This is a genomic window from Gammaproteobacteria bacterium, from assembly GCA_035501935.1.
Taxonomy (GTDB): domain Bacteria; phylum Pseudomonadota; class Gammaproteobacteria; order JAJPIJ01; family JAJPIJ01; genus JAJPIJ01.
This window is the reverse complement of record DATJVC010000010.1, coordinates 1-18,319: the sequence shown is the minus strand read 5'-3', so window position 1 is coordinate 18,319 and position 18,319 is coordinate 1. Positions and strand designations below refer to the sequence as shown.

Below are 18,319 nucleotides of genomic sequence, written 5' to 3'. Positions count from 1 at the left end.
AGTTCGACCGATTTGCCAAGTGCAAATCTAACTGACCATGCTGTTGGAGGGCACGTCTTCAGAAAGAATTGTGATACGTCCCCGTATAGCTTTTTTCACTGCAAACACCTGGTTATCTCCAAGTGTGGTATTCCATAAATTTGCGATTTATAACGCCGCCAAAGCCGCGGCGTAGTTGGGTTCGTTGGCGATCTCAGGCACCAGTTCGGTGTACTTGACCTTGTTGCTGGCGTCGAGCACCACCACGGCGCGCGCGGTGATCCCCGCCAGCGGACCGTCTTCGATCAACACGCCGTAATCCTTGGCGAAATTGCGTGAGCGCATCATGGCCAGCGTGTGAACGTTCTTCAGTCCCTCGGTTTCGCAGAAGCGCTTCATGGCAAAGGGCAGATCGCCGGAGATGACGAGCACCACGGCATTGGGCAGCTTGGACGCCGATTCGTTGAATTTGCGCGTGGAGGTCTGGCAGGTCGGCGTGTCGAGGCTCGGAACGATGTTCAGGACTTTGCTTTTGCCGGCGAAGTTTTTCAATGAGACGTTGTTGAGATCGCCATCGACGAGCACGAAGTCCGGGGCTGCGCTCCCCACCTTGGGGAGATTGCCGTTGGTCTTGACGGGGTTGCCTTTTAACGTGACGGTGGCCATGGGTGTGCTCCTTATTATTTGGATCGATACATCATTATGTACTCTACATGTTTAGAAGCGCCAGCGGGCGGATTCGGTCGGTGAGGGGGGTTGATCGTCGAGGCGTGCGATCAGGAAAAGCGTGCGGATCACGAGCGCGCCCTTGAGCGTCATGCCGTAATGGATCTGCTGCGGCTGCTGGCCGGAATTCTCGGTCTGGATCAAGCCATGCCGGCGCTGCCACCAACGGCCCGTCGGCGGGCCCAGCGTGCATAGATAATCCTTCAGAAGGTGTACATCGATGCCGGTGTACGCCGCCAGTTCCTCCGCCGTGGAGTTGCCGCGAGTGGCCACTGCCAGCAGGGTGAGCAGCTCGCCCATTTTTAGATCATCGCGAAATTCGCCCCACAACCGCCGCAGGCTGTCGATCCAGGACTTCTGAAAGGTGAGCTGATCCATGGCTGCGGGATGGCGGAAGCCGTTCAGACCAGTGTTGAAAGCACCTGCTGCTCTTCGTCTGAGATGCCGGTGTTGGTGAGGCGGTTTTTGACCATGTCTTTTGTAATCAATGCGCGCTCCACCAAGCCGCGCTTTTCCTCGCCCATCACACTGTCCATGAAAAAGATATTGGGCGCCGGCAGCAGGTTGTTGTCAACAATGACGTCCACCTCGCCGGCCACCAGCCGGCAGGGACCCAGCGCGGCATTACTCAGGCGTTTATCGGCAAACTCCTTGCCGACCAGGGCGCCGTTGTAGATGGCGTGCACTTCCATGCGATAGCTGATCTCCAGCGCCGGATTGCCGCTGCGCCCGATGGATTTCTCGACGAGTTCCAGCCGGCGCGGAATGGTCTCCTGGATGGCCTTGGTGAATTCCGCGTCGTGGATGGCGTGGGTGTAGATGTCCAGCACGTTGTCTATGGGCAGGTGTTCGTAGGCGTCGGTGGCGAACAGTTCGTTGCGGCGTATGGCCAGCGACTTGAACGAGGTGATGCCGAGCAGGGCCATGATGTCGGTCAAATCGCGCGCATGGGCGTTGAAGCCCAGCGAACAGACCAGTTGCCAGTGGTTGACCTCCAGCTGGGTCGCGGTCCAGTCGATGCAGACGAGGAATTCGCTGGTCGGGGCCGGTTTGATTTTGTAGAAGAAATTAACCAGCTTCTCCGGCGTGGCGGTCAAAATCTCCTTAAAGGTGGGCACAGCTTGCTCCCATCGGCGTTCTGTTCGGGGTCGAATGGCGAGGCATTCTATCAAACCCTGTCACCCATAAAGCGATTGATTTCATTTTTTATCCACCAGAGACAGGCAGGCCTGGAGCATTTCCCGCTCTTTGGCCGGGGTGGCCGTGTCATCGAGGCGGTCGTGGACAAAATTGGCCGGCACCAGGCCGCGGGAGATGAGCTTGCGCTTCTCCTCCGGCAGGACGGTGTCGCGGAAAAAAATGTCGCCGATGGGTATGAGTTTGGTCTCGACCATGATGACCACTTCATTGATCAGCGCCCTGAAGCCGCTGTGGACATTGGTCAGCCGCGATTCGGCGAAGTCGATCTGGGCGATGCCCTCGGCATAGACGGTGCGCAGTTCCTTCTTGTAGCGCTCGATCACCAGCGGGTTGACCGTGGCGTCTATGCGCTGCTCGATGTTGGCCAGCCGGCTGGTCAGGAGATACTGGATGACCGGGATCAGGTCATATTGATGCTTCAGGGCCTTGTAGACGGCAAGGACGTCCTCGATGCTCAGGTATTGATAGAGGTCATTGATGAAATAGGAGTTCCGGTCGGCGGCCAGTTGTTCATAATTCTCGAATCCGAGCGCGGAAATGATGTCCGGCAGGTTGCGGATGTGGCGGTTGAAGCCCAGGCCGCAGACCACCTGCGCCGAGCGCAGGCCCAGCTTGGCCGCGACCCGTTTGATTTTTTGTTTGCGATCCTCCTTTTCCGGGCCCCGGACGGCGATGTAGAACAGGTTTAACAGCCGTTCCTGCGGCGCGTTGAGAATTTCATAAAAGGTGGCCATGCGGGCTCTGCCGGGGGATGGTCAATGCTTGCCGATCAAGGCCTGCACGGTGGCGAATTTGCGCACCCACGGCGATTGCTTTTGCAGGTCCGCCGGCAGGCGCGTCATGGCGGTTTTGGCCTCTTCGTAGTTCGCGTAGACGCCGCATAGCGCGGTGTACATGGCCGGCGTGGCCTGGCTGTTGTAAAAGTAGGCCGCCTCGCCGGGCAGCGAACTGTGCTTCAGCAGGTTGACGAGGTTGTCCTCGCTGGAGGAGGCCACCAGCTGGATGGTGTAGCTCTCCGGGTTCTGTGCGGCGATCCAGTCCTGGCCGTGCGGCGTTTCGCCGGTGCTGGTGGCGGTGGGTGGCTTCTGCTTTTCGGCTGCCGCCAGTTTCTGCCTGGCGGCCTCCAAGCCCTGCGCCGCGGCTTTTTGGTACCACTTCCTGGCCTCCGCGAGGTCCGCCGTGACGCCCTGGCCGTTTTCGAGCAGCACGCCGAGATTGTATTGCGCCTGCGGCGTGCCCTGCTCGGCGGACTTGCGGAACCATTCCGCCGCTTTTTGATAATCGACCGGCGCGCCTTTCCCCAAGGCATAGGCAGCGCCCAGGCTGTATTGGCCGAGCGCGTGACCCTGCGCCGCGGCCTTCTCGAACCACTGCACGGCGGCCTGGTCGTCCTGTCCCACGCCGCTGCCGCGCGCGTACATCAGGCCCAGGTTGTACTGCGAGTCCGCAAGCCCGCTGTCGGCGGCCATCCGCCACCACTTTACCGCCTCGGCGGGATCCTTGGTCACACCCTCGCCGTTGTAGTACTTCAAGCCCAGATCGTGCTGTGCGACCGGGACGCCCTGTTCGGCGGCCTTTTTATACCAGTCCAGGGCCGCGGCCACGTCCTGCTTCACACCCTCGCCGCGGTCGTACATCACCGCGAGTGCGAGTTCGGCCTGCGCATCGCCGGACTTCGCCAACGGCTTGAGAATGCCCAGGGCCTTCTTGTAGTCCTTGGCGGCGTAGGCGGCGCGGCCGTCCTCGAAGGTGCCTGTCCTGAGCTCCGTCGAAGGGCCGGCCGCCCAGACGGGCAGGGCATGGCCCAACGCCCACAGGCCAGCGGCCAGTGCGCCACATCGCAGGAAACGGCGCACGAGCCATGATTGCGCGCGCGTCTTATGCCATGGTCTTGGCAATGGCATAAATCTCGGTGGCGTCGAAGACCTGATTGTTGGCCTCGAACAGTTTGCCGATGCAGGCGCGATGCAGCGCCAGCTTCAGGTTGCCGACACCCAGCGCCCCGAACACCAGCTTGCCGTGGCGGTTCTCGCCCTTGTCCTTGGCCTTGATGCCCTCGAACCCGAGCGGCGGCGTGGCATTGGCATCCGACAGCATCTCCAGCGTGGGATGATCCTTCCACAATTTTTCCGGCAGCAGTTGCACGCCGGCGGCGCCGGTGGCGAGTACCAGATGCGCGCCGGCCAGCGCCCTGGCCGTGGAGGCCTCGTCGGTGACCGCCATCGGCTTGAGCTCGACGCCGAAGGCCTTGTTCATCGCCGCGCACGCCACTTCCGCGCGGTCCAGCTTGCGCGAGGTCAGGATGACCTCGGTGCCCTCGCGCGCCATCATCACGCCGGCGCGCTGGCCCACCGGGCCGGTGCCGGCCAGCACCACGGCGCGCTTGCCGGCCAGCGGCTTCGCCTTGGACATCTGCGCCACCATGGCGGCGGCGGTGGTGTTGCTGCCGTTGCTGTCGAGCATGATGGAGACACGGAAATCGCCGAAGAATTGTTTTTTGATCGCCTCGAACAACTGTTCGCCCGCCTGCATGTTGCTGCCGCTCACGAAGATGGCGCTGAACTTTTTGTCGCCGCGGGTGAAGATGGTGCCCGCCACCAGCGCAACGCAATTCTCCGTCGTCACCCCGCCGTAGCCGTGCACGTGATCGGCGCCGCCATCATGGGCGACGACGGTATCGAAAACGCTGGGCATGGGATCGGTATCCAGGTGGAACAAAAGCTTCTTCATGACATCCTCCTCGCCATCATGGCGGTCTCTTTATTGTCGGTGTGCGCTGCCCGCGCGGGGCAATGCCGCGCAAACCTTAACCCAAGCGGGCTGGCGGGACAATAATTAATGACGTTCGCGGGTTGCCAGCGACGCGGGCTGGCATATAATCCCCGTCCCGAAATTAGACCCTTCTGAATTCAAGGAGTGCGGTACGATGATCAAAGATCAATCCGTCCAGACCTTTCTCGATCAACTGGCCAGCAAGACTTCCACACCGGGGGGCGGCAGCGCCGCCGCCATCATGGGCGCGATGGGCGCGGCCCTGGCCAGCATGGTCTGCAATCTGACCATCGGGAAAAAGGGCCACGAGCAGGTGGAAGCGGACATGAAGGCGGCGCTGGAGAAATCCGAGGCGCTGCGCGCGGAGCTGACCGACATGATCCGCGCCGATGTTGAGGTGTTCAATCAGGTCATGGCCGCCTACGGCATGCCGAAGGACACCGACGAGCAGAAGAGCAGGCGCGCCGAGGCCATCCAGAAGGCCCTGCAGGCCGCCACCGACGTGCCGCTCGGCTGCGCGCGAGTCTGCGCCGGCGTGATCGATCTCTGCAAGCCGGTGGCGGAGAAGGGCAACAAGAATGTCATCAGCGACGCCGGCGTGGCGGTGCTGGCGGCGCAGGCGGCCTTGAAGAGCGCGGCGCTGAATGTGTACATCAATGTGCCCAACATCAAGGATCGCGCCTTCGCTGACAGCCGGCTCAAGCAGCTGGAAGGCATACTCAAGGGCAGCGATGCGCTGACCGAGCAGATCTACCAGATCGTCAAGAGTCGATTATAGAAACCGCATCGAAAGGTCGATGGCGTGCACGTGCTTGGTCAGGCTGCCCGCGGAGATGTAATCCACACCGGTTTGCGCAACCTCTGGCAATTTCCGTTCGTCCAGGCCGCCGGAGGCTTCCAGCTTCAGCCGTCCGGCGGCCAGTTTGACCGCCTCCCGCATCATCGGCACGGAGAAATTATCGAGAAGCGCGATGTCGGCGCCGCTCTGCACGGCTTCGGTGAGTTCAGCCAGCGATTCCACCTCCACTTCGATGGGCAGCCGTGGGTGGCGCTGCCGGGCGGCTTGCACCGCGGCGGCGATCGAACCCGCCGCCTTGATGTGGTTTTCCTTGATGAGCACGCCGTCGTACAACCCCAGACGGTGGTTGCGTCCGCCGCCGCAGCGCACGGCGTACTTCTGCGCCGCGCGCAGGCCGGGCACGGTCTTGCGCGTGTCCAGCAGTTGCGTTTTGCTGTCCGTCAGCAGGCGGGCGTAACGCCGCGTCACCGTGGCCGTGCCGCATAACGTCTGCAGGAAGTTCAGCGCCGTGCGCTCACCGGTCAGGAGCGCGCGCGCCGGCCCGTGCAGCCGGCACAGCACTTGATCGGCGCGTACATCATCGCCGTCGTGCGCCTGCCATTCGACGCGCACGCGGGTATCGAGCTGGCGAAAGACCTCGTCAAACCAGGCGCCGCCGCAGAGTACCGCCGGTTCGCGCGTGATCACCTGCGCCTGTGCCTGCGTCGCCGCCGGGATGAGGATGGCAGTGACGTCGCCGCTGCCGACGTCCTCCGTCAGCGCGGCGCGCACCGCGGCCTCGATGACCTGGTCGGGCGGCAGGGGGGGGGCGTGATCCATAAAAAAGTCCGGGTTTTAAGTTAAGCTTTCACTAGCCTATCGGAACATGCGCGCATGACAAGCCCTATGTCCCCCCCAGTCGATCCGGCCACCGGCCTGCTGGCGGGCGTGCGCTACCTGCAGTCGCCGAATTGTGACGATCGGCCGCCGGGCGTGGCCATCGATCTTCTGGTCATCCACGGCATCAGTCTGCCGCCGGGAAAATACGGCGGGCCGTACATCGATCAGTTATTCACCAATCAATTGTCATCGGATGAACATCCGTATTTCACCACGCTCGCGGGACTGCGGGTTTCGGCGCATGTGCTCATCCGCCGCGAGGGCGACATGACCCAGTACGTGCCGTTTCACCGCCGGGCCTGGCATGCGGGCGCCTCGGTGTTTCGTGGCCGCGAAGGTTGCAATGACTATTCCATCGGTATTGAACTGGAGGGTACGGATACCGATGCGTATACCGACGCCCAATATGCCAGGTTGGCGGGGGTTTGCCGTATTTTAATGCGGCAGTGGCCGGCAATCGGGGAGGATCGCATCGTGGGCCATAGCGACGTCGCGCCCGGGCGCAAGACCGACCCTGGCACCGGTTTTGACTGGCGGCGTTTCCGGGAGTTGCTGTTGCAGGTAACATAGCACCATAGGCGCAAGGGAATCGCATGACACTCATCATCATCCTCGTCTGTATTCTCATTGAGCAGCACCTGGGTCCGCTGGAGCACTTGCGCCAGTGGGGCGGGTTCCACCGCTACGCCGATGGGCTGCAGCACTGGCTGGCCCGGCTGCCGGGCGGGCATGACAGTCTGGGGGTGGTGATCACACTGGCTCCGCCGATTGCCGTGCTGGGACTGTTGCTGGCGTTCATGGGCGCAAATTCGGTGGGGACTTATATCGTGGCGGTGGTGGTGCTGCTCTACTGCCTGGGGCCGCTTGACCTGCCGCGGGAACTGGAGACCTACCGCCAGGCCGTGCTGGCACAGGACGCCGAACGGCTGGCGCAGGTGACCGCCGAATTGACCGGTGAGGCCGGAGTGGAGAAGACACCGCAGCGCATCATGCGGGTGCTGGAGGCCGTGCTGGTAGCCGCCAATGACAGCCTGTTCGCGGTCTTCTTCTGGTTCACGGTGCTGGGCCCGGTCGGCGCCCTGTTCTACCGGTTGGCGACCGAGTTGCGGGCGTCCCGCAACACGCGCGCCGCGGACTACACGGCGGCGGCGGAGCGGCTGCATGACATCCTCAACTGGGTACCGGCGCGGCTGTTTGCGCTCGGCTTTGCGCTGGGCGGCAGCCTGACGCACGCGCTCGAGGCCTGGCAGTTTCGCCGCACGCTGAACTTCTACGAAAATGACAATCTGATTCGCGCCGCCGGTTTGGGCGCCATGCAGTTCACGCCGCCCGCCGCGCCGCTGACGCCCGAGGAAGAAGGCCACTGGATCGACGAAATCCGCGGACTGGTGGGTCGCACCTTCCTTGTCTGGCTCACCATGCTGGCGTTAATCACGCTCGCCGGTATCCGTTAGTAAAACGTGCGCTCGGCATCACTGTGTTGCCCGGGCTCGGAAATCCCCATTTACTGACATGCAACCTCCCGGGTTCTCGCCCTTCACGCCGTTATCGGGATTTGTGCACTTTCATGTAGTCCAGATACTCAAGGATGTCGTCGATCCCACCGGATTTGAGCACGTCTTCGAATGGAGGCATTTTGCTTTTGGCGCGAAAAGCCCCCGGGTTGGCGATAAAATTTTTGAGGGTATCGCGACTCCAGTATTCAGTGACGTTTTGGGGGATATTGAGTTCAGGCGCGAGATCGCCGCCTTCGAGATTGATCGAGTGACAACGCATACAGTTGGTTTTGAAATCCACGAACCCGCGCATGACCGCCGAGTCATTTTTGGCTTCGGCCGGATAGAGTTTGGCGAATTTACTCGAAAATTTGACGAGCTCGATTTTGATGAGTTGGTAAGGCCACGGAAACTCCTCACCCAATTCTTTTCCTTCCTTCCATACCAGATAGAACGGAGCGGGCGAGAGCCACGCCTTGCCTTGCCGGATTTTGTCCCATTTTCTGGGATTGCCGTGTTCCTGATACGCGAGGATCGCGCCATGAGCCAGGGCTTTTGACATGGGCAGGCTGGGGGCGTAGCCGTCGGTTGATTGAAATACGATCTCATCCACTCCCTCGGTGGAAGGGCCCAGGAGACCGAGGACCTCTTGCAGCTCGAAGCCGTCAAAAGTTTTTTCCTTTTGATAAACCGGATCATCCAGGGTGACGGAGACGGTTTTGAGATTCTTGCGCAGTTCGGCGAGCGAGATGGTTTTTTGAGTCCCGGGCCCGACGAGCTGGAGGTTTTGATGAGTATCGGCGTTTGCCGCATTCCACAAAATCAAGGGGACGCATACCCAGACGCAATGAGAGAGAAGCGAGGCAAGTTTCATGGCGCGCCGTTTCACAAGTCGAACCCGGTTCATGCTATCGATCGGCGGGGGCGATCGGTTTAATTCCGGTAGAAAATTTTTCGTGATCGGCGGCGTTGACCGGCCGGTGTTTCACAGTCCGGGAGGGCGGGTATTTACCCAGGAAATTGTCGCCCTTCCAGTTTTTCTTCGGCCGTATCGGCCGCGGCGAAAAGCCGCCCCCGCAATTCGGGCAGACGTTGTGCAGCACGTCCTCGGTGCATTTTCTGCAAAAGGTGCATTCGAACGTGCAAATCATCGCCTCGGTGGATTCGGGCGGAAGCGTCTTGTTGCAGTTTTCGCAAGTGGGCCGGAGTTCAAGCATGATTTTTCACCAGAAGCTGATGAGGTCGGTAACGAAATGGGCGGCGACAAACGGCCACAGGTTTTGAATCTTTGCATACATCATAGCGGCTGCCACGCCCAGGGTGAAAGCCGCCAGCATTCCGGGCAATCCCTGTTCGGAGTGGATCGCGGAGAAGAGCAAAGCTGTCGAGACCACGTAAACCGCCGCCCTGCGCCGGCCGGAATTGAATTGTGAAAAATAAAGCCAGGGGAGGCCGCGGAATACCGCCTCCTCGACAAATGCCGCCGTCAGCGAGAAATACAGCACGACGGGAATCTTCAATAAAAGTGGTTGAGGAATCACCGAGTCGTATCCAAACGTCTCGGGATGGGAACGAAACAACGAATACGCAATATGTTTCACCGGTTCATAAGACAACCAGAACACGGCGCACGTCAGCAGGCACAAGCCCGCGACTTCGACGATCCGCATCCCTGGAGCAAATGGACGGAAGCCATAATCGCGGGGCGTAATCGACCCGGCCTTGAGGAGAAAAAACGCCATCAATGCCGGCACAATCACAAACTGGGTGAAATCCGCCGCCCAGAACCAGGCGACGTTGTGCTGATACAGCGATTCAAGATAGAGGTCGTTCAGCAGCCCGAGCGCCAGCGAGGGAAGGATGGCGAGGGCAACAAGGCTGCGCTTATCAATGCCTCTATGACGCATAGACGGCGCCTTCTAAGCTGATTTGGAAGGCATACCCAAACGGCGCAGGCAGTCGGTGACGCGCATTAATTGCGGATCACCCGCGTCCAGCAAAAGGGCGGAGTCCTGCTCGTACCAGTCGCCAAGCACCACGCGCAGCGCCGGCTGTCCATCGATCGTCAGGTTGTGCACCGCCGGACGATGGGTGTGACCGTGGATGAGCAGTCGCACGCCATGCTCGCGCATGCTGCGTTCAACGGCTGTGGCATCAACATCCATGATATATGCCGGCTTATGGCGCAGGGCCAGCCGGCTGCGCAGGCGCGCGCATTTTCCCGACAGTTTGCGCAGGAACAACGGCAGTGACAGAAAACGCCGCTGCCAGCGCGGATTGCGCACCTTGCGACGGAAATTCTGGTAATCCCGATCATGCGTGCACAGCAGATCACCGTGCATGAGCAGTACCCGCTGCCCATAAAACTCCGTGACATAAGGATCGGGCAGCAACCGGCCGCCGGTCAGCATCTCGAACCGCGCGCCCATCAGGAAGTCGCGGTTGCCGCGCATCACATATAACGGCGTGCTGGCAATGCTGACGGTACGCAGCGCGGCGATGATGTCGGGATAGGGCGGCGTGTTGTCATCATCGCCCACCCAGACCTCGAACAGGTCGCCCAGGATATACAACGCGTCCACGCGGCCCGCGGCCCACTGCAGCAGTTCACGGAACAACGCCAGCTTTTCCGGACGGTGCGCGGAGAGATGCAAATCGGAAATGAACAGCGTCGCCATATGATCACGACGCGAAGAAGTGACGGCTCAGGCTTTCTCGATGCTGGCTTTGTTGATCACGACATCCTCCCTGGGGACATCGGCCATGCCGCCCTTGTGCCCGGTGTCCACTTCCTTGATCTCGTTGACGACGTCCATGCCCGTGACCACCCTGCCGAAGACGCAATAACCCCAGCCCTGCGCGGTCGTGGCCTTGTGATCGAGGAATGGATTGTCGTTGACGTTGATGAAGAACTGCGCGCTGGCGGAATGCGGGTCGTTGGTGCGCGCCATGGCAATGGTGCCCGACTTGTTGCTGAGGCCGTTGTTGGCCTCGTTCTGCACCGGCGGCCGGGTGTTTTTCTGTTTCAGTCCCGGCAGGTAACCGCCGCCCTGGATCATGAAGCCGTCGATGACGCGGTGAAATATGGTGCCGTCATAGTGGCCGGCGTTGACGTAGTCGATGAAATTCCTGACGGTGAGCGGCGCCTTGTCCGGATAAAGTTCGATGAGGATGTCGCCCAGACTCGTTTGCAGCTTCGCCTTCATGGTTTCGCCACCTCCGTTGTGATTAATGCCGCCTTGTTGATGAGCACGGCGGTTTGCGGTACGTCGCCAAAGGGGCCCCGATCGCCGGTCGGCACCTTGCGAATCTTGTCCACCGTATCCATGCCTTCCACCACCCTGCCGAAGACGCAATAACCCCAGCCCTGTTCGGTGTCGGCGGTATGGTTCAGGAAGGCGTTGTCCGCGACGTTGATGAAGAACTGTGCGCTGGCGGAATGCGGGTCGGAAGTGCGCGCCATGGCAATGGTGCCGCGCGTGTTTTGCAGGCCATTGCCGGCCTCGTTCTCGATGGGCGCCCGGGTTTTCTTTTCTTCAAAATCGGCGGTAAAGCCGCCGCCCTGGATCATGAAACCGTCGATGACGCGATGGAAAATGGTGCCGTCGTAAAAGCCGGACTTCACGTAGGCCAGAAAATTCGCCACGCTTTTGGGCGCCTGGTCCGGGTACAGTTCGACAATGATGTCGCCCATGGAGGTCTGCAGGCGCACGCGCGGCGCTGCGGCGGCATAGGCCGCTTCGCATATCGCCACCGTCATCACCAGCGCCACCGCCAACCGCATCAACCACGACCGCAAAAGCACGGTATTAAACATGGGAAACATCGCCGATTCTTTTGAGGGGAAAGTGGGGTTACTGTAACATGCGCGCCCTATGTCCGGCGAGACAGTGAAGACCCGATTCGCACCCAGTCCCACCGGGGATTTGCACCTCGGCAATGCGCGCACCGCCCTGTTCAACTGGCTGCTGGCGCGCAAGCTGGGCGGCGTCTTTTTGTTGCGCATCGAGGATACCGATCAAACCCGCAGCAGCGGCTCATCGATTCAGGGCATCATCGATGATCTTCACTGGCTGGGTTTGGAGTGGGACGAAGGGCCCGGGCATGGCGGCCCGCACGCGCCCTACCATCAATCCGAACGCGGCGCGATCTATGACGAACAATTCCGGCGCCTGGCCGAGGCCGGCGCAGTCTATCCCTGCTTTTGTTCAGCGGAGACGCTCGCCATTCAGCGCAAGACACAACTGGCGGCGGGCAGACCGCCGCGATATGCCGGCACGTGCGCCAAACTGACAGCGGCAGAATCGCAGGCGCGGCGCGCAAAGGGCGAGGCGCACACCTGGCGGTTCCGCGTGCCCGCAGGCGTCAGCGTCGAATTCGACGATCTGGTGGGCGGCCCGCAGCGGTTCGTGACCGATGACATCGGCGATTTCGTCATCCGCCGGGCGGACGGCAGCGCGGCGTTTTTTTTCAGCAACGCGGTGGACGATGCACTGATGGGCATCACGCATGTATTGCGCGGCAATGATCACTTGAGCAACACGCCGCGTCAGTTGTTGTTGTTGCAGGCGTTGAAACTGCACGCGCCCTCTTATGGCCATGTGAATCTGATCGTAGGCGCCGACGGCGCGCCGTTGTCCAAGCGCCACGGCAGCGCCTCGATTGAGGACCTGCGTGCGCAGGGCTACCTGCCGGCGGCGGTGCTGAACGGCCTGGCGCGGCTGGGGCACTCCTATGCCAATACGGCGACAATGACGCCCGGCGAACTGGCCGCGCAGTTTGAACTCAAGCACCTCGGTGCGGCTCCGGCGCACTTCGATGAGCGGCAGTTCGAGCACTGGCAGCGCGAAGCTATACTCAAGGCCGAAGAAAAAACCTTGATCGATTGGCTAGATTCAGACACGCGGGCATTTGTACCAGCTGAATGCTTGAAGCAATTCATTCACGGTGTCAGTGGCAACATTTTATTTCCATCAGACGCGCGCGATTGGGCATCCATTCTTTATAAAGACTCAATAGTGATGGATAACGCCGCCACCACGCTTATGCAGACGGTTGATAAAACAATATTTCGCCAGGCACTTGAGATTTTGGGGTCGTCTGGCGAAGACTATCTTGAGTTCATACGCAAGCTGGAATCGGTAACGCCACTGAGGGGTAAAAAACTCTTTGCACCTTTGCGCGCAGCATTTACGGGCCGCCTTGATGGACCGGCACTAGTTGCGCTTTTCAACTTGATGGGGACGAAACGCATCCGGCAACGTTTGGAGCAAGTACTGTGTTGAAACAGGATACGGAAAGTTTGCACATCTACAACACGCTGACCGGCAAAAAGGAAACGTTCAAGCCGATCACGCTGGGCCAGGTGCGGATGTACGTCTGCGGCATGACGGTATATGACTACTGCCACTTGGGCCACGCCCGGGTCATGGTGGTGTTCGACATGGTGACGCGGTGGCTGCGCGCGCGAGGCTACAAAGTCACCTATGTGCGCAATATCACGGACATCGACGACAAGATCATCAAGCGCGCCGTCGAGAACGGCGAGAGCATCGAGGCGCTGACTGCGCGTTATATTCAGGCCATGGATGAGGACACGGCTGCCTTGGGCGTCCTCAAGCCCGATCACGAACCGCGCGCGACCCAGTATGTGCCACAGATGCTGGAAATGATTTCGCGTCTGGAGAAAAACAAGCTGGCTTACCGCGCCACCGACGGTGACGTGAATTATTCGGTACGCGATTTCGCCGGTTACGGCAAATTGTCAGGCAAATCACTGGACGAATTGCGCGCCGGGGAGCGCGTGGAGGTCAGTTCCAGCAAGCGTGATCCGTTGGACTTCGTGTTGTGGAAGCACTCGAAGGCGGGTGAACCCGCGTGGGATTCGCCGTGGGGCGGCGGCCGGCCGGGATGGCACATTGAATGTTCGGCCATGTCGAGCACGCTGCTGGGCGAGCATTTTGACATTCATGGTGGGGGCGTCGATCTCCAGTTCCCGCATCATGAAAACGAAATCGCCCAATCCGAGGGCGCGAGCGGCAAGCCGTTCGTGAACTGCTGGATGCACAACGGCTTCGTGCGCGTGGCCGACGAGAAGATGTCGAAATCGCTCGGCAACTTCTTCACCGTGCGCGAGATATTGAAGAAATACGACGCCGAAGTGGTGCGGTTTTTCATCCTGCGCGCGCACTACCGCAGTCCGCTGAATTATTCGGATGTGCATCTGGACGACGCCAAAAGCGCGCTGACGCGTCTCTACACCGCGCTCAAAAACACGCCTCCCGCCGCCGTTCCGCTCGATTGGGATGAGCCGCCGGCGCAGCGTTTCCGCGCGGCGATGGACGATGACTTCAACACGCCGGAGGCCTGCGCCGTGCTGTTCGATCTCGCCGCGGAGGCCAATCGGGGCAACGCACAGGCGGCGGGGCAGTTGAAGGCATTGGCCGGCGTGCTGGGCCTGCTGACACAGGAACCCACCGCCTTTCTGCACGGCAATGCACGTTTATTACACTATGGCACCGGGGAACTGACGCAGGAAAATATCGACAAGTTGGTCGCGGAACGCACCGAGGCCCGCAAACGCAAGGATTGGAAGGAGTCCGATCGCATCCGCGATCTACTGACCGGGCAGGGCATTACCCTCGAAGACGGGCCGTCCGGCACAACGTGGCGGCGGAATTGACGCTCTTGGGGGTGGTGCGTATCATGCCTGCCCTCCGTGCGTAACCCCTAGTACAATATCGTGAACGGGGCATAGCGCAGCCTGGTAGCGCACCTGCTTTGGGAGCAGGTTGTCGGGGGTTCGAATCCCTCTGCCCCGACCAATTTTGTGTGTGCGAAGGCATCGAGTTACAGTCCGGAGTGAAGAATGCGCCTGTAGCTCAGATGGGCGAGGCGGGGTTGGGCCGAACATCCAGTGAATGTTCGGCCCGCCGAGCGCCGAGACACGGAGGTCGAGGCCGGGAACCTGTTCCAGGGATGGATGCAACCCCTGGGCTACACTGGAATGATTGAACGCGCCTGTAGCTCAGATGGATAGAGCACCGGCCTTCTAAGCCGGTGGTCGCAGGTTCGACTCCTGCCAGGCGCGCCATAACATTATGACTACGGTGACCGTAGCTCAGTTGGTAGAGCCCCGGATTGTGATTCCGGTTGTCGTGGGTTCGATCCCCATCGGTCACCCCATATTTTTGCCATCGGCGCTGTCACTGGCGAACGCAAGATAGCCGGGGTATTGAGCACAGGACGTGCGAACGCGACGGCGCAGCCGGCGCGGAGGCGTGGGTGGATTCACTCCGGCCACGCCGCGGAGCTGCCGGGCAGGAGGCCCGGTCAGCGATTAAAACAATGGGCCGTTAGCTCAGTTGGTAGAGCAGCTGACTCTTAATCAGTAGGTCGTAGGTTCGACTCCTACACGGCCCACCAATTTAAAATGTCCCGCGACAAATCTGGCCCAATGGCGTAGGGAGAGTCATGACCGCATCCGCACGGCCACTGTTGATCTATGACGGCGACTGCGGTTTCTGCGTCTACTGGGTGCGTTATTGGCAGCGGCTGACGGGTGAGGTGGTCCGTTACGCCTCTTATCAGGAAGTCGGTCATGAGTTTCCCCATATTTCAATCGAAGAATTCCGTCGCGCGATTTATTTCGTCGCGGCGGATGGCAAGACATACAAGGGCGCGGCGGCAGCTTATCTGGTGTTGGTTCACGCTGGGCGTGGTTTCTGGTGGTGGCTGTACCGGCGCGTTCCTTTGTATGCCTGGTTCAGCGAGTGCTGCTACAACTTCGTGGCGCAGCGGCGGGTGGCTGCTCACTGGCTGAGCCGCTGGCTGTGGGGCCGCGAGCGTGTGCCGGAGACGCACACGCGCGTCACCTGGCTGCTGCTGCGCGGGCTGGGTCTCATTTATCTGTTTGCCTTTGCCTCCTACGCCGTGCAGGTCGAGGGGCTGATCGGCGCGCGCGGCATCCTGCCGCTGCAAACATATTTGTCGCTGTTGCATGAACATCTCGGTACGCGGGCCTACTTCGTCGTTCCGAATGTGTTCTGGTTCGACGCCAGCGATGCCGCATTGCACGCCGTATGCTGGACCGGCGTGCTGGCGAGCGTACTGCTTACAGTCGGGTTCTGGCAGCGTGCGATGCTGATTTTGTTGTACGCGCTGTATCTGTCGCTGACGCACGCCGGCCAGGTATTCATGACCTTCCAGTGGGACATGCTGCTGCTCGAGGCCGGCTTTCTCGGCATCTTCCTGCCCGGTGGATCGCCGGTCATTGTGTGGCTGTTTCGGTGGCTGACCTTCCGCTTCATGTTCCTCGCCGGTGCGGCGAAGATCACGAGCGGCGACGTCACCTGGCGGAATCTGACAGCGCTCAATTATCACTTCGAGACGCAACCGTTGCCGACGCCGCTGGCCTGGTACGCCCATCAATCGCCATCGTGGTTGCTTGAGGCCGGTGTGGTCATGACATTGCTGGTCGAACTTGTGCTTGTCTTTCTAATCTTCCTGCCGCGGCGGCCGCGCATGCTGGCGGCGTGGTGCATCCTCAGCTTCGAGACATTCATCCTGCTCACCGGCAATTACAACTTCTTCAACCTGCTGGTCATGCTGCTGTGCGTCTCGCTGTTTGATGATCAGGCGTTCAATATCCGCGCGCCTTGCATCGTTCGCGTGCGATCGAAAGCCGTGGCTTGGATGCACGGTGTTCTCGCTGTTCTGCTGGTGAGCCTCGGGCTCATCGTGATCGAGTCGCAGTTGACGCGCCACCGTCCGCCGGAACCGCTGGCGGAATTCCGTGATTTCTTTGTGTCGTACTTCATCGTCAGTCCCTACGGCCTCTTCGCCAACATGACGACGCGGCGGCCGGAGATCGTCATTGAAGGTTCCAACAACCAATTGCGCTGGGCCGAATACGAATTCAAGTACAAGCCCAGCGCCTTGAACCGGCGGCCATTGTGGAACTTTCCGCACCAGCCGCGCCTGGACTGGCAGATGTGGTTCGCGGCGCTCGGCGATCCGCGCTCGGAGTGGTGGTTCGGACACCTGTTGCAGCGGCTGCTGGAGAATTCACCGCCAGTGACGGCGCTCTTCGAGCGCAATCCATTTCCGGATTCGCCGCCGCGCTACATCCGGGCGCTGTTGTATGACTATCACTTCACCAGCTATGAGGAGCGTCGGGAAACCGGTCATTGGTGGAAACGCGAGTTGCTCGGCACTTATTTTCCTATCGTTTCGCTCAAGAAGAGTGCCGCCGAATCGGATGAGGTGAAATAGCCGACACGGACAAGGAGATGGCGCATGCCGGAAGGCTCGGTGGTTTTTTCCATTTTTCTAATCTTCGCCGGTGCGGCGGTGGCGGCGACCGCCGCGCTGTACGCGCGCCAGGCCATGTTGGTGGCCTACATCCTCATGGGCGTGGTGCTGGGACCGTGGGGACTCAAATGGGTGGCCGACCCGGCGTGGATCGGTGAGGTCTCCCACATCGGCATCATCTTCCTGCTGTATCTGCTGGGGCTGAACATGCCGACCGACCAGCTGGTGAAGATGTTTCGCGAAGCGGTGTGGGTGACGCTGGCCAGTTCCGGGATTTTCGCGATTCCGGGCTTTCTGATCGCAGCGGCGTTGGGTTACGGCATGCTTCCCGCCGCGGTAATCGGCGCAGTCATGATGTTCTCCAGCACCATCATCGGCCTGAAACTGGTGCCGACCACGACCCTGCACCACCAGCGCATGGGGCAGGTGGTCATAAGCATCCTGTTATTGCAGGACCTCATCGCCATCCTGATGCTGCTGCTGTTGCAGGGCTACGGTCAGGGCGGCAGCCTTTTCGTGCATGTCGGCCTGCTGGTGCTCTCGCTCGCGGCGCTGATCCTCGTCGCGTCTCTGCTCGAGCATTTTATAGTGGAAAAACTGATCGCGCGCTTCGACCGCATCCATGAATATGTGTTCCTGCTGGTCATCGCCTGGTGCCTGGGTCTCGCGGAGTTGAGCAAGGTTTTGGGGTTGTCCCACGAGATCGGCGCCTTCGTGGCGGGCGTGGCGCTGGCAGCCAGTCCCGTGGCGCTGTTCATCGCCGAGAGCCTGAAACCGCTGCGAGATTTCTTTCTGGTGTTGTTCTTTTTCTCACTCGGCGCCAATTTCGATCTGTCGGTGCTCCGGGAGGTCGCACTTCCCGCCATGCTGATCGCGGCGTTGGCGCTGCTCTCCAAGCCTTTCGTTTTCCGCTGGCTGTTGTCGCGGGCCGGGGAGAAGCCGCGCGTATCGCTGGAGATCGGTGTGCGGCTGGGTCAGATCAGCGAGTTTTCACTCTTGATTGCGGTGGTGGCGCTCAAGACGAACGTGATCGACGACAAAATATCCCAGATCATCGAGATGGCGACGCTGGTGACGTTTATTATCTCGACCTACCTGATCGTAATGCGCTACCCGACACCTATTGCAATTTCCGATCGCCTGCGTCGCGACTGAC

At 60.5% G+C, this 18,319-nt stretch carries 20 protein-coding genes and 4 tRNA genes; 11 read left to right on the top strand and 13 right to left on the bottom strand.

Features of this window, described 5'->3' with window-relative positions; all coding sequences use genetic code 11:
• Window positions 1-147: 147 nt before the first annotated feature.
• The 6 genes from tpx to VMH34_02370 form a co-directional block, all read right to left on the bottom strand.
• Window positions 148-645, bottom strand: coding sequence for a thiol peroxidase (tpx, locus tag VMH34_02395; protein HTT07626.1), 498 nt, complete (start codon window positions 643-645; stop codon window positions 148-150).
• Between the two features lie 51 nt (window positions 646-696).
• Window positions 697-1,083 (bottom strand): hypothetical protein, encoded by a 387-nt coding sequence (locus tag VMH34_02390; protein HTT07625.1) that lies wholly within the window; start codon window positions 1,081-1,083, stop codon window positions 697-699.
• Window positions 1,084-1,106: 23 nt separating this feature from the next.
• Window positions 1,107-1,823 carry a hypothetical protein gene (locus VMH34_02385; protein HTT07624.1) on the bottom strand — a complete coding sequence of 239 codons (717 nt, stop codon included), beginning with the start codon at window positions 1,821-1,823 and terminating at the stop codon, window positions 1,107-1,109.
• An 81-nt stretch (window positions 1,824-1,904) separates the two neighbouring features.
• On the bottom strand, window positions 1,905-2,639 hold the full coding sequence (locus tag VMH34_02380; protein ID HTT07623.1) for a hypothetical protein: 735 nt from the start codon (window positions 2,637-2,639) through the stop codon (window positions 1,905-1,907).
• A 21-nt stretch (window positions 2,640-2,660) separates the two neighbouring features.
• The gene (locus tag VMH34_02375; protein ID HTT07622.1) at window positions 2,661-3,803 is read right to left on the bottom strand and encodes an SPOR domain-containing protein; all 1,143 of its coding nucleotides are present in this window, start codon (window positions 3,801-3,803) and stop codon (window positions 2,661-2,663) included.
• Window positions 3,784-4,635: a methylene-tetrahydromethanopterin dehydrogenase N-terminal domain-containing protein gene (locus VMH34_02370; protein ID HTT07621.1), complete on the bottom strand. Its 852-nt coding sequence runs from the start codon at window positions 4,633-4,635 to the stop codon at window positions 3,784-3,786. Before VMH34_02370 ends, VMH34_02375 begins: the two co-directional genes overlap by 20 nt.
• Window positions 4,636-4,831: 196 nt before the next feature.
• On the opposite strand from VMH34_02370, the gene VMH34_02365 reads away from it, so the two are divergent.
• The gene (locus VMH34_02365; protein HTT07620.1) at window positions 4,832-5,455 is read left to right on the top strand and encodes a cyclodeaminase/cyclohydrolase family protein; all 624 of its coding nucleotides are present in this window, start codon (window positions 4,832-4,834) and stop codon (window positions 5,453-5,455) included.
• On the opposite strand, the gene nadC is transcribed toward VMH34_02365, so the two are convergent.
• Window positions 5,450-6,295 (bottom strand): carboxylating nicotinate-nucleotide diphosphorylase, encoded by an 846-nt coding sequence (nadC, locus tag VMH34_02360; GenBank protein HTT07619.1) that lies wholly within the window; start codon window positions 6,293-6,295, stop codon window positions 5,450-5,452. The two genes, VMH34_02365 and nadC, sit on opposite strands and share 6 nt — an antisense overlap.
• Window positions 6,296-6,361: 66 nt before the next feature.
• On the opposite strand from nadC, the gene ampD reads away from it, so the two are divergent.
• Complete coding sequence (gene ampD, locus VMH34_02355) at window positions 6,362-6,925, top strand: 1,6-anhydro-N-acetylmuramyl-L-alanine amidase AmpD (GenBank protein HTT07618.1); 564 nt, start codon at window positions 6,362-6,364, stop codon at window positions 6,923-6,925.
• Between the two features lie 23 nt (window positions 6,926-6,948).
• Window positions 6,949-7,809, top strand: coding sequence for a regulatory signaling modulator protein AmpE (gene ampE / locus VMH34_02350; GenBank protein HTT07617.1), 861 nt, complete (start codon window positions 6,949-6,951; stop codon window positions 7,807-7,809).
• A gap of 91 nt (window positions 7,810-7,900) precedes the next feature.
• Here the strand turns inward: ampE and VMH34_02345 are convergent, their stop codons facing one another.
• The 6 genes from VMH34_02345 to VMH34_02320 are packed head-to-tail and all read right to left on the bottom strand — an operon-like array spanning window position 7,901 to window position 11,611.
• The gene (locus VMH34_02345; GenBank protein HTT07616.1) at window positions 7,901-8,725 is read right to left on the bottom strand and encodes a c-type cytochrome; all 825 of its coding nucleotides are present in this window, start codon (window positions 8,723-8,725) and stop codon (window positions 7,901-7,903) included.
• 34 nt (window positions 8,726-8,759) lie between these two features.
• A complete protein-coding gene (locus tag VMH34_02340) occupies window positions 8,760-9,068 on the bottom strand; it encodes a DUF1272 domain-containing protein (protein ID HTT07615.1) in 309 nt (102 codons plus the stop codon).
• 6 nt (window positions 9,069-9,074) lie between these two features.
• A complete protein-coding gene (locus tag VMH34_02335; protein HTT07614.1) occupies window positions 9,075-9,758 on the bottom strand; it encodes a CPBP family intramembrane glutamic endopeptidase in 684 nt (227 codons plus the stop codon).
• 12 nt (window positions 9,759-9,770) lie between these two features.
• Window positions 9,771-10,529, bottom strand: a complete 759-nt coding sequence (locus VMH34_02330) for a UDP-2,3-diacylglucosamine diphosphatase (protein ID HTT07613.1) — start codon at window positions 10,527-10,529, stop codon at window positions 9,771-9,773.
• A gap of 27 nt (window positions 10,530-10,556) precedes the next feature.
• Entirely contained in the window at window positions 10,557-11,057 is a 501-nt protein-coding gene (locus tag VMH34_02325) for a peptidylprolyl isomerase (GenBank protein HTT07612.1), read from the bottom strand.
• A complete protein-coding gene (locus VMH34_02320; protein HTT07611.1) occupies window positions 11,054-11,611 on the bottom strand; it encodes a peptidylprolyl isomerase in 558 nt (185 codons plus the stop codon). Before VMH34_02320 ends, VMH34_02325 begins: the two co-directional genes overlap by 4 nt.
• Window positions 11,612-11,726: 115 nt before the next feature.
• Here VMH34_02320 and gltX point away from each other — a divergent pair, with 115 nt between their 5' ends.
• The 8 genes from gltX to VMH34_02280 all read left to right on the top strand — a co-directional run bounded on the left by gltX (window position 11,727) and on the right by VMH34_02280 (window position 18,318).
• Window positions 11,727-13,136, top strand: a complete 1,410-nt coding sequence (gltX, locus tag VMH34_02315; protein HTT07610.1) for a glutamate--tRNA ligase — start codon at window positions 11,727-11,729, stop codon at window positions 13,134-13,136.
• Window positions 13,133-14,533, top strand: a complete 1,401-nt coding sequence (gene cysS / locus VMH34_02310) for a cysteine--tRNA ligase (protein ID HTT07609.1) — start codon at window positions 13,133-13,135, stop codon at window positions 14,531-14,533. The genes gltX and cysS overlap by 4 nt, the downstream gene beginning before the upstream one ends.
• Window positions 14,534-14,598: 65 nt before the next feature.
• Window positions 14,599-14,675: transfer RNA gene (locus tag VMH34_02305), tRNA-Pro, on the top strand.
• Window positions 14,676-14,867: 192 nt separating this feature from the next.
• Window positions 14,868-14,944 (top strand) — tRNA-Arg (locus VMH34_02300).
• A gap of 16 nt (window positions 14,945-14,960) precedes the next feature.
• Window positions 14,961-15,036: transfer RNA gene (locus VMH34_02295), tRNA-His, on the top strand.
• Window positions 15,037-15,200: 164 nt separating this feature from the next.
• A tRNA-Lys gene (locus VMH34_02290) sits at window positions 15,201-15,276 on the top strand.
• Between the two features lie 48 nt (window positions 15,277-15,324).
• A complete protein-coding gene (locus VMH34_02285) occupies window positions 15,325-17,124 on the top strand; it encodes a lipase maturation factor family protein (protein ID HTT07608.1) in 1,800 nt (599 codons plus the stop codon).
• 24 nt (window positions 17,125-17,148) lie between these two features.
• Window positions 17,149-18,318, top strand: a complete 1,170-nt coding sequence (locus VMH34_02280; protein HTT07607.1) for a cation:proton antiporter — start codon at window positions 17,149-17,151, stop codon at window positions 18,316-18,318.
• Window position 18,319: the final 1 nt, after the last annotated feature.

What these genes read in the sequence shown, in the direction of transcription:
- VMH34_02280 (HTT07607.1), top strand. Translation starts at nt 17,149, where the DNA reads ATGCCGGAAGGCTCGGTGGTTTTTTCCATTTTTCTAATCTTCGCCGGT.
- VMH34_02320 (HTT07611.1), bottom strand. Translation starts at nt 11,611, where the DNA reads ATGACGGTGGCGATATGCGAAGCGGCCTATGCCGCCGCAGCGCCGCGC.
- VMH34_02330 (HTT07613.1), bottom strand. Translation starts at nt 10,529, where the DNA reads ATGGCGACGCTGTTCATTTCCGATTTGCATCTCTCCGCGCACCGTCCG.
- ampD (HTT07618.1), top strand. Translation starts at nt 6,362, where the DNA reads ATGTCCCCCCCAGTCGATCCGGCCACCGGCCTGCTGGCGGGCGTGCGC.
- VMH34_02325 (HTT07612.1), bottom strand. Translation starts at nt 11,057, where the DNA reads ATGAAGGCGAAGCTGCAAACGAGTCTGGGCGACATCCTCATCGAACTT.
- VMH34_02390 (HTT07625.1), bottom strand. Translation starts at nt 1,083, where the DNA reads ATGGATCAGCTCACCTTTCAGAAGTCCTGGATCGACAGCCTGCGGCGG.
- ampE (HTT07617.1), top strand. Translation starts at nt 6,949, where the DNA reads ATGACACTCATCATCATCCTCGTCTGTATTCTCATTGAGCAGCACCTG.
- gltX (HTT07610.1), top strand. Translation starts at nt 11,727, where the DNA reads ATGTCCGGCGAGACAGTGAAGACCCGATTCGCACCCAGTCCCACCGGG.
- VMH34_02370 (HTT07621.1), bottom strand. Translation starts at nt 4,635, where the DNA reads ATGAAGAAGCTTTTGTTCCACCTGGATACCGATCCCATGCCCAGCGTT.
- VMH34_02340 (HTT07615.1), bottom strand. Translation starts at nt 9,068, where the DNA reads ATGCTTGAACTCCGGCCCACTTGCGAAAACTGCAACAAGACGCTTCCG.
- VMH34_02380 (HTT07623.1), bottom strand. Translation starts at nt 2,639, where the DNA reads ATGGCCACCTTTTATGAAATTCTCAACGCGCCGCAGGAACGGCTGTTA.
- VMH34_02335 (HTT07614.1), bottom strand. Translation starts at nt 9,758, where the DNA reads ATGCGTCATAGAGGCATTGATAAGCGCAGCCTTGTTGCCCTCGCCATC.
- VMH34_02365 (HTT07620.1), top strand. Translation starts at nt 4,832, where the DNA reads ATGATCAAAGATCAATCCGTCCAGACCTTTCTCGATCAACTGGCCAGC.
- VMH34_02345 (HTT07616.1), bottom strand. Translation starts at nt 8,725, where the DNA reads ATGAAACTTGCCTCGCTTCTCTCTCATTGCGTCTGGGTATGCGTCCCC.
- VMH34_02285 (HTT07608.1), top strand. Translation starts at nt 15,325, where the DNA reads ATGACCGCATCCGCACGGCCACTGTTGATCTATGACGGCGACTGCGGT.
- nadC (HTT07619.1), bottom strand. Translation starts at nt 6,295, where the DNA reads ATGGATCACGCCCCCCCCCTGCCGCCCGACCAGGTCATCGAGGCCGCG.
- tpx (HTT07626.1), bottom strand. Translation starts at nt 645, where the DNA reads ATGGCCACCGTCACGTTAAAAGGCAACCCCGTCAAGACCAACGGCAAT.